General features: G+C 51.3%; 14 protein-coding genes. 12 read left to right on the top strand and 2 right to left on the bottom strand.

Features of this window, described 5'->3' with window-relative positions:
- The first annotated feature begins 3 nt into the window (after positions 1 to 3).
- From flgE to FDX04_RS00310, 9 genes are all read left to right on the top strand, one after another.
- Positions 4 to 1,236 carry a flagellar hook protein FlgE gene (gene flgE / locus FDX04_RS00350; protein ID WP_137370313.1) on the top strand — a complete coding sequence of 411 codons (1,233 nt, stop codon included), beginning with the start codon at positions 4 to 6 and terminating at the stop codon, positions 1,234 to 1,236.
- Positions 1,237 to 1,245: 9 nt separating this feature from the next.
- Positions 1,246 to 1,983: a flagellar basal body rod protein FlgF gene (locus tag FDX04_RS00345; protein WP_042310418.1), complete on the top strand. Its 738-nt coding sequence runs from the start codon at positions 1,246 to 1,248 to the stop codon at positions 1,981 to 1,983.
- A 30-nt stretch (positions 1,984 to 2,013) separates the two neighbouring features.
- Complete coding sequence (gene flgG, locus FDX04_RS00340) at positions 2,014 to 2,799, top strand: flagellar basal-body rod protein FlgG (RefSeq protein ID WP_042310416.1); 786 nt, start codon at positions 2,014 to 2,016, stop codon at positions 2,797 to 2,799.
- Positions 2,800 to 2,855: 56 nt separating this feature from the next.
- Positions 2,856 to 3,521, top strand: coding sequence for a flagellar basal body L-ring protein FlgH (flgH, locus tag FDX04_RS00335; protein WP_038643004.1), 666 nt, complete (start codon positions 2,856 to 2,858; stop codon positions 3,519 to 3,521).
- A 14-nt stretch (positions 3,522 to 3,535) separates the two neighbouring features.
- Positions 3,536 to 4,657 (top strand): flagellar basal body P-ring protein FlgI, encoded by a 1,122-nt coding sequence (locus FDX04_RS00330; RefSeq protein WP_137370312.1) that lies wholly within the window; start codon positions 3,536 to 3,538, stop codon positions 4,655 to 4,657.
- Between the two features lie 8 nt (positions 4,658 to 4,665).
- Positions 4,666 to 4,968 carry a rod-binding protein gene (locus tag FDX04_RS00325; RefSeq protein WP_094301070.1) on the top strand — a complete coding sequence of 101 codons (303 nt, stop codon included), beginning with the start codon at positions 4,666 to 4,668 and terminating at the stop codon, positions 4,966 to 4,968.
- Between the two features lie 98 nt (positions 4,969 to 5,066).
- Complete coding sequence (gene flgK, locus FDX04_RS00320; RefSeq protein ID WP_137370311.1) at positions 5,067 to 6,443, top strand: flagellar hook-associated protein FlgK; 1,377 nt, start codon at positions 5,067 to 5,069, stop codon at positions 6,441 to 6,443.
- A 17-nt stretch (positions 6,444 to 6,460) separates the two neighbouring features.
- Positions 6,461 to 7,390: a flagellar hook-associated protein FlgL gene (gene flgL / locus FDX04_RS00315; protein ID WP_137370310.1), complete on the top strand. Its 930-nt coding sequence runs from the start codon at positions 6,461 to 6,463 to the stop codon at positions 7,388 to 7,390.
- A 25-nt stretch (positions 7,391 to 7,415) separates the two neighbouring features.
- Entirely contained in the window at positions 7,416 to 8,417 is a 1,002-nt protein-coding gene (locus FDX04_RS00310; RefSeq protein ID WP_137370309.1) for a flagellar hook-associated protein, read from the top strand.
- On the opposite strand, the gene FDX04_RS00305 is transcribed toward FDX04_RS00310, so the two are convergent.
- Both FDX04_RS00305 and FDX04_RS00300 read right to left on the bottom strand, forming a co-directional pair.
- Entirely contained in the window at positions 8,414 to 8,893 is a 480-nt protein-coding gene (locus tag FDX04_RS00305) for a hypothetical protein (RefSeq protein WP_042310406.1), read from the bottom strand. The genes FDX04_RS00310 and FDX04_RS00305 overlap by 4 nt on opposite strands.
- On the bottom strand, positions 8,871 to 9,821 hold the full coding sequence (locus FDX04_RS00300) for a transcriptional regulator (protein ID WP_137370308.1): 951 nt from the start codon (positions 9,819 to 9,821) through the stop codon (positions 8,871 to 8,873). Before FDX04_RS00300 ends, FDX04_RS00305 begins: the two co-directional genes overlap by 23 nt.
- Positions 9,822 to 10,374: 553 nt before the next feature.
- Here FDX04_RS00300 and lafA point away from each other — a divergent pair.
- From lafA to fliS, 3 genes are all read left to right on the top strand, one after another.
- On the top strand, positions 10,375 to 11,286 hold the full coding sequence (gene lafA / locus FDX04_RS00295; protein ID WP_137370307.1) for a lateral flagellin LafA: 912 nt from the start codon (positions 10,375 to 10,377) through the stop codon (positions 11,284 to 11,286).
- A gap of 205 nt (positions 11,287 to 11,491) precedes the next feature.
- Positions 11,492 to 12,817, top strand: a complete 1,326-nt coding sequence (gene fliD / locus FDX04_RS00290) for a flagellar filament capping protein FliD (protein ID WP_061383071.1) — start codon at positions 11,492 to 11,494, stop codon at positions 12,815 to 12,817.
- Between the two features lie 32 nt (positions 12,818 to 12,849).
- Entirely contained in the window at positions 12,850 to 13,242 is a 393-nt protein-coding gene (gene fliS / locus FDX04_RS00285) for a flagellar export chaperone FliS (RefSeq protein ID WP_061383070.1), read from the top strand.
- Positions 13,243 to 13,246 lie beyond the last annotated feature (4 nt).

Raw genomic sequence — 13,246 nt, 5'->3', positions numbered from 1 at the left:
ACAATGAGTTATGAAATTGCAGCGACGGGGCTAAACGCCGTCAACGAACAACTGGACGGTATCAGTAACAATATCGCTAACTCCGGGACGGTCGGTTATAAATCAATGACTACCCAGTTCTCCGCCATGTACGCCGGGACACAGGCGATGGGCGTAAGCGTGGCAGGTTCCGCACAAAGTATCTCCACCGGTGGTTCGATGGTTTCCACCGGCAATGCGCTGGATTTGGCCATTAACGATGATGGCTTTTTCGTCATGTGCGACAGCGCAGGGAACATCTCCTATACCCGCGCCGGTTCTTTTGTGACGGATAAAAACGGTTATATCGTCAATGCGTCCGGTGATTACCTGCAAGGTTATCCGGTTGATGACAGCGGCACGCTGCAAACCGGTACCGTCACTGATATCCAGATTAAAACCGGCAACATCCCGGCGCAGGCCACCGACAGCATGACCTTCACGGCAAACTTTGATGCCAGTGATGAGATTATTGATCGTGATGGCGATCCTTCGGCGACCCCCCCAGTAGATGGGGTCAAATTTGACCCAAACAACAGCGACACCTACACCGACAGCTACACCACCACCGTGTATGACTCGCTGGGTAATGAGCACTCGGTTAGCCAGTATTTTACTAAAACCGCAGATAACACCTGGGAAGTGCAGTACACCTTTGATGGTGAGGCGCAGAGCGGCGTACCGCCGACCACACTGACCTTTGATCAGAATACCGGTAAGCTGACATCGCCAACAACGCCGCAAACCATCACGTTCACTACTGATGAAGCTGCGCCGATTTCAATGACCGTCGATTATTCAGACTGTACTCAGTACGGCTCTGATTTCTCGGTGACGACCAACTCCGCCACCGGTTATGCCTCCGCGACGCAAAACGGCGTACAGGTTGATGACGACGGTAAAGTTTACGCCACCTACAGCAACGGCGAACGCATGCTGCAGGGTCAGGTCGTGCTCGCGACCTTCCCGGATGAGAACGGGCTGGAAGCGGTAAGCGGTACAGCCTGGGTACAGACGGGCGAATCCGGCACGCCGCTGATTGGCACACCTGGCTCCGGCTCTTGCGGCACGCTCTCCTCCGGCATGCTCGAAAGCTCCAACGTGGATATCACCAACGAACTGGTCAATCTCATGACCGCCCAGCGTAATTACCAGGCGAACACCAAGGTGATTTCCACCAGTACGCAGTTGGATCAGGCTCTCTTCCAGGCGATGTAAGGCTAAGAAATGGATCGGTTGATTTATACCGCACTGAGCGGCGCCACCCAGACGCTGCTGGAGCAGCAAATTAGCGCCAATAACCTCGCCAACGTTAACACCAATGGTTTTCGCGCGGATATGGCGATGGCGAGCAATGACAAAGTAAAAGGCGGTGGTTTCGATACGCGTTTTATGGCGAAGGAGAGTCCCAGCGGCGTCAATGATAGCACCGGCGTGGCGGAAAAAACCGAACGCCCGCTTGATGTTGCTATTCAGGGATCCGGCTATATCGCCGTGCAGGATAAAGCCGGAAACGAGGTATACACCCGTAACGGCAATATTCAGCAGGACGATCAGGGGCAACTGACCATCGACGGTAACGTGGTGCTCGGGGATAACGGCCCGATTATTTTACCGCCAAACGCGATTGCCTCTTTCGGCAGCGACGGCACGCTCTCCGTCACACCTGACGATGGCGATGTCACTGCAACGATGGATATCGATCGCCTGAAGCTGGTGGATATTCCGGTCGCCAATCTGGCGAAAAATAGCGAAGGGATGCTGGTGACGGCGGACGGCGTACCGGCACAGCGCGATGAGAACATCAAAGTGAGCGGCGGCTTTCTGGAAGGCAGTAACGTGTCTGCGGTGAGCGAAATGATGTCATCTATCGCGATGAACCGTCAGTTCGAAGCGCAAATCAAGATGATGAAAACGGCTGAAGATCTCAGCGACTCAGGTAACAGGCTGCTACGCGGCTCCTGAGTCGTAGCCTTTAATCAGGGATAAAGTTTTATGAACGCAGCGTTATGGATCAGTAAAACCGGCCTGTCGGCGCAGGATGCTGAGATGAGTGCGATTGCTAACAACATCGCCAACGTCAATACCACGGGCTTTAAGCGCGACCGCGTGATGTTCCAGGATCTGTTTTATCAGACTCAGGAAGCGCCGGGCGCCATGCTCGATCAAAACAACATCATGCCGACCGGTATGCAGTTCGGTAGCGGTGTTCGTATTGTGGGAACGCAAAAAACCTTCACCGAAGGGAATGTAGAAACCACCGACAATACGATGAACGTGGCCATCATGGGGCAGGGATTCTGGCAGGTGCAAAAGGCGAACGGAGATATTGCGTATACCCGTGACGGCAATATGCAGGTTAATGCCGACGGCGTGCTAACCAACGCCCAGGGATTGCCGCTACAGCCAGAAATTGATGTACCTGCAGGGGCCACCCAAGTCGCTTTTTCACCTGACGGCACCGTGACGGCAATCCTGCCCGGCGACAGTGACCCTACCGAACTGGGGCAACTGACGCTGGTGAATTTCGCCAACCCGGCCGGGCTTTCAGCCGAAGGCGACAACCTGTATCTGGAAACGGCGGCCAGCGGTCAACCGACGGAAGGTATTCCGGGGGAAGATGGCCTGGGAACGTTACAGGATAAAGCGCTGGAAGGCTCGAACGTGGACATCGTCAACGAAATGGTGGCGATGATCACCGTACAGCGCGCCTATGAGATGAACGCCAAAATGGTCTCTGCGGCAGACGATATGCTGCAGTTTATTAGTCAGACACTGTAACCCAAGAATGTGAAATGCCGGATGGTACAGTTCCATCCGGCAGAAATAGGCAGAACGTGAAAAATTATCTCTGGCTGATGGTACTGCTTCCCTTGTTAAGCGGGTGCGAATCGCAGGCCCTACTGGTCAAAAAAAATGACGAATTCTTTGCTCCTCCCAAAACGGAAGCGCCGCCAACGGCGGATGGCCGAGCGGGGGGCGTGTTTGAAACGGGGTATAACTGGTCGCTGACGGCGGACCGCCGCGCCTATCGGGTGGGCGATATCCTGACCGTGATGCTGGAGGAATCTACCCAGTCGAGCAAACAGGCGAAAACCAATTTCGGGAAAAACAATACCGTCGATATCGGCGCGCCGACGCTTTTCGGACATACCAAAGATAACCTTTCCGCTTCCGTGGATGCCAATCGCGATTTCAACGGGACGGCGACCTCGCAGCAGCAAAACAGTTTGCGCGGCGAAATTACGGTGTCGGTACACTCGGTGCAGTCGAACGGCATTCTGGAAATTCGCGGCGAAAAATGGCTCACCCTTAACCAGGGCGATGAGTACATTCGCCTGAGCGGTCTGGTACGCGCCGATGACATTCAGAACGACAACTCCGTCTCATCGCAGCGTATTGCCGATGCACGGATCTCCTACGCGGGTCGTGGCGCATTGAGCGATGCCAATGCGGCGGGCTGGCTGACGCGTCTGTTTAACCATCCTCTCTTCCCGATCTAATGCAGGATTTTGATATGCAACACTTAAGCGGGCGCTGGATGAAGGCGTTAAACGGCATCGTTATCGCCCTGAGCCTGGCGCTGCCAGGCGCGGCGCAGGCGCAATCTCTGGAGTCGCTGGTTAACGTCCAGGGGGTCAGGGAAAACCAACTCGTCGGCTACAGTCTGGTGGTCGGTCTGGACGGAACCGGAGATAAAAACCAGGTCAAATTCACTAACCAGACGATCACCAACATGCTGCGCCAGTTTGGCGTACAACTGCCGAGCAAAATCGATCCGAAGGTGAAGAACGTTGCGGCGGTGGCGGTCAGCGCGACGCTGCCGCCCATGTACTCGCGTGGGCAGACCATTGACGTCACGGTTTCGTCGATTGGCGATGCCAAAAGCCTGCGCGGCGGTACATTACTGCTCACCCAATTACACGGCGCGGACGGAGAGGTTTACGCCCTTGCGCAAGGGAGCGTGGTGGTCGGCGGGATGAACGCGACCGGCGCCAGCGGCTCCAGCGTCACCGTGAATACCCCCACCGCCGGGCTGATACCGAACGGCGCGTCGGTCGAACGTGAAATTCCCAGCGATTTCCAGATGGGCGATACCATCACGCTTAACCTGAAACGTCCCTCTTTCAAAGATGCCAACAATATTGCGGCGGCAATCAACGCGTCGTTTGGCGGTATTGCTACAGCACAAAGCTCAACCAACGTCAGCGTCCGCGCGCCAACCAGCCCCGGGGCGCGCGTTGCCTTTATGTCTCAGTTAGATGACGTCCAGGTGCAGGCAGAAAAAGTCCGGGCACGGGTGGTGTTTAACTCGCGTACCGGTACGGTCGTTATGGGCGATGGTATTGCCCTGCATGCGGCGGCGGTATCGCATGGCAGTCTGACGGTTTCTATCAATGAAAGCAGCAACGTCAGCCAGCCGAACGCTTTTGCCGGTGGCCGTACGGCGGTGACGCCGCAAAGCAATATTTCGGTGAATCATGCCCGTCCGGGGATGATTACGCTGCCTGAATCCAGCAGTCTGAAAACGTTGGTTAATGCGCTCAACAGCCTGGGAGCCACGCCAGACGACATTATGTCTATTTTACAGGCCCTGCATGAAGCCGGGGCGCTGGATGCCGATCTGGAGGTGATTTAATGGCCGATATTAAGGTGAATCATAGCGGGGGGATTGACGGCAGCGATGCGTTAATGGGCCCCAAAATCAAAGATAACGATTTGCAGAAAGCGGCCCAGCAGTTCGAAGCCATCTTCTTACGCAACATGCTGAAAGAGATGCGTAAAACCAATGAGATATTCGATTCAAAAGATAACCCGTTTAACAGTGACTCGGTACGCATGATGCAGGGATTTTATGATGATCAGCTGTGCAACAGTCTTGCCCAACAGCACGGCATTGGCATTGCGGAGATGATCGTCAAACAACTCTCCCCTCATCACAAAGGATAAAGATTGCGCGGCGGCTTAAGAACTGCGGTTTTTTCGCCGCTCTTAATCGGCAAGGTTGTTAATGACAGACCGGGTAACTGACCGGCGAGGACGCTTTGATGGACATGATTAACATTGGCTACAGCGGCGCATCGACTGCGCAGGTGGAGCTTAACGTAACGGCGCAAAACACGGCCAACGCCATGACTGACGGTTACACCCGGCAGGTTGCTATGACCAGTACCATAGGCGCCAGCTCCGGTTCGGCGAACAGCGCGGGTAACGGGGTGCAGGTCGACAGTATTCGCCGGGTCTCAAACCAGTATCAGGTTAACCAGGTCTGGTATGCCGCCAGCGATTATGGCTATTACAACACCCAGCAAGAGTATTTAACGCAGTTGGAAACCGTCCTCAGTGATGATAACAGTAGCCTGAGCGGGGGTTTTGATAACTTTTTTGCGGCGCTAAATGAAGCCACCACCAGCCCGGATGATTCCGCCCTGCGTGAACAGGTGATCAGCGAGTCCGGCGCGCTGGCGCTGCGCGTGGATAACACCCTCGATTATATCGACTCGCAAAGCAGCGAGATCGTCAGCCAGGAGCAGGCGATGGTGGCGCAGGTGAACACCCTGACTACCGGTATTGCCAGTTATAATCAGCAAATTGCGGAAGCTGAAGCCAACGGTGATAACGCCTCGGCGCTGTACGACGCCCGCGATCAGATGGTCGAACAACTCAGCGGTATCATGGACGTTCAGGTCAATATCGATGATGAAGGAAACTATAACGTCACGCTGCAAAACGGTCAGCCGTTGGTCAGCGGGCAGGAGAGTTCCACCATCGAACTGGATACCAACGCCGACGGTACGCAGAGTATGTCGCTGACGTTTGCCGGAACCACCTCATCCATGAGCACCGATACCGGCGGTTCGCTGGGGGCGTTGTTTGATTATCAGAATGAAATACTGACGCCGTTGACGGGAACGATTAACAGCATGGCGGAGCAATTTGCCGATGCGGTAAACACTCAGCTGGCGCAGGGCTATGACCTGAACGGGAATCCCGGCGAACCGCTGTTTATTTATGACGAAAACTCATCGGATGGTCCGCTGGAGGTCAATCCCGATATCACCGCCGATGAACTGGCATTTTCCAGCTCGCCAGACGAAAGCGGTAACAGCGATAACCTGCAGGCGCTAATCAACATCTCGACCGAACCGTTGGATATAGAAGGCCTCGGCAGCGTAACCGTGGGCGAAGCCTGTTCATCGATCATCAGTAACATCGGTATTTACAGCCAGCAAAACCAGACGGAAGCCGAAGCCGCCGCCAACGTGTACTCCGAGGCACAGAATCAACAGAGCAGCGTGAGCGGCGTCAGCATGGACGAAGAAGCGGTCAACCTTATTACCTACCAGCAGATTTACGAGGCTAACCTGAAAGTCATCTCAACAGGTGCTGATATTTTCGATTCTGTACTGGAAATGTGTAGCTAACCTGGAGGGCTATTATCATGCGAGTGTCTACCCAACAATCCTATGTGTCTATGACGCAGAGTTTTAATAACCTTTCCAGCGATTTGTCGCACGTCGTTACGCAAATGGCGACGGGCAAAAGCATTCTGTTGCCGTCAGATGATCCTATCGCTGCAACCCGTATCACCCAGCTTAACCGCCAGCAATCGGCCCTCGACCAATATCAAACGAATATTGATTCCGCGACGGCGGGGATGAGCCAGCAGGAATCTATTCTCGATGGCGTTAATAACGATCTGTTGGCGATTCGCGACGATCTGTTGGAAGCCGCGAACGGCACCAATACCGCCGAGTCATTATCCAGCCTGGGGCAGGATATCCAGTCAATGACCGAAGCGATGGTGGCGGCGCTCAATTACCAGGATGAAGACGGGCACTATGTGTTTGGCGGCACGGTGAACGATCGGCCGCCGATTGTCGCGGTGGATGATGACGGTGATGGCGTGACTGATAGCTATACCTACCAGGGTAATAGCGAGCATCGCCAGACCACGGTTTCCAATGGTGTCGAGGTGGATACCAATGTGGCCGTCAGCGACTTCTTCGGCGATAGCCTGGATGTGCTGAACACCTTAACGTCATTATCGAAAGAACTACAGGATCCGTCGGTTGACCCCGCCGATCCGCAGGTGCAAAGCGATATTCAGAATGCCATCGACACGGTAGACGTGGCCTCTGATGAACTCAATGCCTCCATCGCCACCATTGGTGAAACGCAGAATACGATGACTATGCTAAGCGGTGCTCAAACGGATATCTCAACGTCCAACGATCAGCTTATTAGCCAGTTGAGCGATCTGGATTATGGCCCCGCTTCTATAACCTTTACCGGTCTGGAAATGGCGATGGAAGCCACCTTAAAAACTTACTCCAAAGTGAGTGAGTTGAACCTTTTCAGTGTGATTTAACAGTTAGCAGTAGCTCAGGAATAGTATGCAGGTCGGTTTAAATACAACATCACTCTCCGGTAGCGGAGCGCTTAATTCTTCTGTGCAACAGCATACCGTTGCGCAGAATGCCCCTGTCCGTCAAAAGTTACCCGCAACGGCGAGTGATTACCCGGCCTCACCGCTTATTACCACCCGGCCTCAGCGCTATAGCGTGCAGCTTAACGATCAGCTCACCACGCTGCAGCAGGCCGATCACTATCTGGGACAACTGGAGCAGCATTTGCTGGATTATCGCCATGCCTCGCGCCGTGGCGGGCAGACGCAGCAGCAAAAGGGCGCCCAACTTACCCAGTGGCTGGATAAAAGAACGGCGTTATCCGGCGGCGCGGTGGACAGGCAACTGCGTCCGGTTTTGCAGGGCGAGGCGCGAGTGACCTTTCACGCGCCTGAGCTGGCGCAGATGCTGCAAACAGATGCCATAAGCTCGCGCATGTTTAGTGTTTCCGATGGGCGGCAAACGCAGCACTCGGCGGTGGTGGTGAGTGAGGATATGGATCCAGGCCAGTACAAGATAATGATGAGCAACGCGCTGCGTCGCGTCGGCGTACAGGTGCACGATCGGCAGGGCACGTTAACGTTCTCCACCACGGAAAAGCAGTGGCCGCAGATCCAACAAACCCTGAGCGTACGCGATGTCGGTGCGAAGTCATCAGCGTTTACCCCGCTGAAAAAATTTGCCGATCCCTCACGTTCAGAGGAGCTTCAACAGTATATAGCACAGGGCGGAACCCGGACTCAGGACGGATTACAGCAGGCGTTGGATATTATTGGCGATCAACGTGCGCAAATGGCTGCCCAGCAGGAAAAGGGCCGGCAACTGATTGACGGTATGGCGCGTTTTCCACAGGCAGAGAGTGCGGTGAAAGCCTCTGAATCACTGGGGGGAGTATTGGATCATGCTAATCACAATTATCAGGTATTAGCACAGGCGGTAAATGGACAAGCCCGACTTTCCAGCCAGACTGTCCGTAGTTTATTAAGTTAATTCTGCTGACATGCATTTGTTGAGAAGTTAAATACAGTGGGGTCTGTGATTAACAGACCTCCAACATCCCGTGTAAAAAGCAAATTTTGCTGTGGGTTTAAATGAAGCCACCACGTATGCAGGTTGTGTTCAGAGACAAATACCCCGAAATTAGCCAGCCGGGAATCGTTTTGATCGGTTTTGGTGGTACTAAAGTGAAACTCCCCTTGTTTAGATGAACCTGCATAATGATTTATGCACGATGCGATCTTAAACGTGGATGGCATTTTGTTATTTTGCTCCAGCGGGACGAGAGTGACGGTCATGTTTTTGTTCAGTGGACTCGTAATGAGTTCATAATGTACGTTTTTGCCAGTATTAAGATCGTAATTGGCAATAACTGTATTTTCAATATGGGCATGCGCGATAAAAGTGAAAAATAGCGTTAAAACAGACAGGCCAGGGAAAAAGAAATTATTTGCATTTTGGCATTTCATTTAACATTTTCTCCACTTCTTTAATTAAAATACCATTCATTTCATTATCTTTATTTAGCCAGTTATCAAAACTCAGCGCTAACTGCCATTTGTCATTGCATTGATTACTAAGCACAATATCAAGGGCAAGTTTGTTCAGTGAAACCCGATAATACAAGGTCATCGAGGCATTATGGCTTACCAACAATGGGTTGAGCTGCGCTATACCGGGAAGAATATGCGGTGAAACAAACGATGACGATTTCTTATTCTCACCTGAGTCGTACAGTTGATATACGGTAACACGGTTGGCATTTTCAAGCGTCTCTTTAACCAGTTGTGGAGCTTCTTCCGTTTTAGTGACAGATGGTGCTTTAAAATAAGAGATTAAAATAAACAACGACAGCGCGATAACGATAACGGGTAAGGTAATCAGAACGGCGCGATAAGGATGCCGTCTGATGGTAGTTTTTCTCTGGCTTCTCGGCAATAGTTGACTGTTAAGTAAGGGTATTTCCCCATGAGTTGTTGACGGAAGCGTTTCAACAAGCGTAAGGGGTTCAATAACCTCGGTACGCTTCTCGGCTTCATCAATAGTACTGTCATCAGCCACAGTTTCATTAAGGTCAATAGTTTCAGTGAGGTAGTTTTTATTAAATAAATACCCTTTTTTGGGTATGGTTTTTATAATTTCCTGCTGCTTGCCGTCATCGTCGATAGCAACACGTAGGGCATGAATGGCTGTCGGCAGGCTATTTCCACCAACGATACGATTCTTCCATACCGCGCTCATTAAATACGACCGAGATAAAACCACATCGGCATTTTTAGCTAATGTCTCTAACAGAATAAAATGGTATTCGCCCAGGCGACGTATCTCACCTGTTTCACAATGGATTAACGCATTAAGCGAGGAATCCATCCGCCAGTTGTTGACTACGATACTCATCGTTTTGTGTACCTGTGCAAGATTTTATATCCCTGGTGTCACACCGTTAAAAATCAGTGCATTAAAATTCTGGAGAAATTGAAATGTCTTTCTGGCTGTAAAGCTGTAGCCGAATCGCTGTTGAGTATTTTTTATGCTGTCCAAAAAAGGATTTGAAATGTAACGAAAGTACCTGAGACTCACAATATAAAAATACAGGCTATTTGCAACGAAATGTAAAATAAAGCCTGGGTACGATACTTTAATGCACTCTTGATTGAGTACAATCTTATCTTTATCATAAGGTTAACCCTTCAGGTGTGTAATCAATCAACCCATGATGAGATATTTCTAATAATCTTTTAATTAAATCATGGGTTAGTTCTTGCTTAAATGATGCCTTTTGAATGCTAAAGCACGGATAGCTAAAATAGCGCTGTGGTTCTTGTGTCTCCCCTCGATAAGGAGGTTATAGGCTTATAAATTTTTTTTCGCCGCGCTTTAAGTTTTCCGAACGAGTGGTCGTTTTTACTGAGTATCGAAACGAAAACGATTATTCCCAAGGAGCAGTACCATGTTATCGATTAATACAAATACCGCCTCAATGGCAGCAGTAAACGCCATTAACAAAAGCAACGCATCCCTGTCTACTTCCATGGAACGTCTGGCGACAGGTAACCGTATTAACTCTTCTGCGGATGATGCTGCGGGCAAACAAATTGCCAGTCGTCTGACCTCCCAGTCCGATGGTATGACCGTCGCGCTGCGTAACATCCAGGACGCAACCGCGATGCTGCAGACTGCAGACAGCATGTTTGATGAGATGACCGACGTGCTGGGTCGTATGAAAGACCTGTCCACGCAGGCAGCGAACGGAACCTACAGCACTGATGATCTGCAGGCGATGCAGGACGAATACGACGAACTGGGTCAGCAGATGTCTGATATGCTGGAAAACACCACTTACGGTGGTACTAACCTGTTTGGTAACGCATCTAACAGCAATACCGGTACTGCCGGTCTGTTTAATGGTGCTGTCCAGTTCCAGGTGGGTGCTGAAGCTTCAGACACCATGAAAGTTGATATTTCCACACAACTGAGTGGTCTGGAAGGCGCTCTCTCTGACCTGAGCGTGAGCTTTGATGATGACTGGACGAATGGCACGCCGACCGCGAGTGGTGCGGGCAGTGAGTTAATGACGGCTTCTGGTGCGACTGACACCATTACCGCCGTTCAGGGCGCAATGGATAACGTAGCCGCTATCCAGTCCAAATTGGGTGCGTCTATCAACCGTCTGAACGATACCGCCGCCAACCTGACCAGCATGCAGGACAACACGGAAGTCGCCATCGGTAACATTATGGATACCGACTACGCGACGGAAGCATCGAACATGACTAAGCAACAGGTTCTGATGCAAACCGGTATCACTATGCTAAAACAGTCCAACAGCATGTCCAGCATGGTTTCCAGCCTGCTGCAGTAATTCCGTTAAGTGGTGAAATGACGCCATTCACAACACCGCCGACTGGCGGTGTTGTGCTTTCCTCCACAAAGAAGATGTCTGAATCCCTTCCTGAATTGCGGAAGGCCGGTTTCCTCTGATTTTGCAATTAATTGAATTTAAATAACTAATTATATTGGCACGTATTTTGCAAAATAAAAAATAACGCCGCACGGAGTCATTTACCATGAGTTTTACTAGCCCAATCCAAAAGATGGCACAAGAATTTGCCTACGCAGATATTGCCACTCAGGCAGCAAACTTGCAGAACGAGCAGGCCGAGCTGGATGCAGAGAGTAACGGGCTGGACTCGTTAAGTTCGGCGCTCACTGACTTTCAGTCAGCAATAGACGCGCTTAACAGCGACACTGACGGCCCACTGACGTTTTCTGCAACCTCGAATAATGAGGCGAATACGGTATCAGCAAACTCGCAGGCGCAGGCGGGAACCTATTCATTCTATGTCACTAAACTGGCGCAGGCGCAGCAGACGACCTTCAGCATGAGTGACGATACCTTTAGCGCAACCGGCACGTTTGAGCTCACGATGGATGATGGTACGACCATGGATATCGATCTCGCGTCTGCCGATGAGGATGGCGACAGCTTTATTGATGCCAGCGAACTAGTTGATGCGATTAATAACTCGGACGATAACCCCGGCGTGTCGGCGGCACTGGTCAAAACCGACGGGACAACCACCATCATGCTGACTTCCGATTCCACGGGAGCGCAAAGCAAATTCTCAGTAAGCGTAACGGGAAACACCTCTTTCTCTGATCAGATTGTCGCCAGCAAAAATAACGTCACAGAGGCGCAGGACGCTGAAATTCATCTGGGTAATGCGGGAGGCCCCGCCATTACAAGCAGCACTAACACCTTTGAAGATGTGATCCCCGGCGTAACCATGACTTTTTCAGAGGTCAGCGACCCTGACGATCCGAACGATGTAACCACCTTTACTGTTGCTGAAGACTCCAGTGGTTCTCAGGCAAAAGTGCAGACCTTTGTCGATGCTTATAACACGCTGATCGACACCATTGACTCTCTCACCAGCTACGGCGATGACGACACGGCAGCCGGGGTTTTTGCCGGTGATGCGGGGATGAAGTCTCTGGCAAACCAAATGGATGATATTGCTCACGCTTCATATGGCGGTGTCTCGATTGTCGACTATGGCATCACGCTGGATTCCGACGGCCACCTGCAGATTGACTCCACTCAGTTCAGCGAAGAAATGGAAGAAAATCCGGACGGGTTGACCTCAATTTTTGTCGGCGATGACAGCATGGTCGCGCAGATGGACGATCTAATGGACAGTTATCTTGATTCCAGCAACGGCATTATCACGATGCGCCAGCAAAATATCACTGACCAGCAGAACAAAATTTCGGATGAAGGCGATCAACTGACCGAAACCTATAACACCAACTATGAGCGCTATGTCGAAGAATATACCAACACGCTGGTTGAGGTTTATTCAATGAAAATCAGTATGGCCGCGTTTATGTAATCGGCTGAGTTCGCAGAAGGATTAACAAATAAATGTACGACACACAGGATGGTTATGCGCAATACAAAGAGATGGATCTTGCTGCCCGTACGGCAGCTGCATCGCCTTTAGAGCTGGTGCTGGTGCTGTTTTCCGGTTTGATGGATGAACTGGAACGCGCCAAAAGCCATATTGAGAACAAACGCTATGAGCGTAAAGCACAGAGCATTAATAAATGTATCGATATTCTCAACGCCTTAACCAGCTCGCTGGAGTTTGAAACAGGCGGCGAGCTGGTGGTGAATCTCTCCCGGCTTTATGACCACTGCGTTTATCGCTTGTATGAGGCCAGCGGTGAAATGTCATTAGAAAAAATCGATGAAGTGATCCTTATCCTGACGAATCTGCGCACAGGCTGGGAAGGTCTGTCGGCAAAACTTGGATAAGGCG

Source organism: Citrobacter sp. wls615 (assembly GCF_005281355.1).
Taxonomy (GTDB): domain Bacteria; phylum Pseudomonadota; class Gammaproteobacteria; order Enterobacterales; family Enterobacteriaceae; genus Citrobacter; species Citrobacter werkmanii.
The sequence above is the reverse complement of the archived record's forward strand: the minus strand, read 5'-3'. Positions and strand labels throughout refer to the sequence as shown.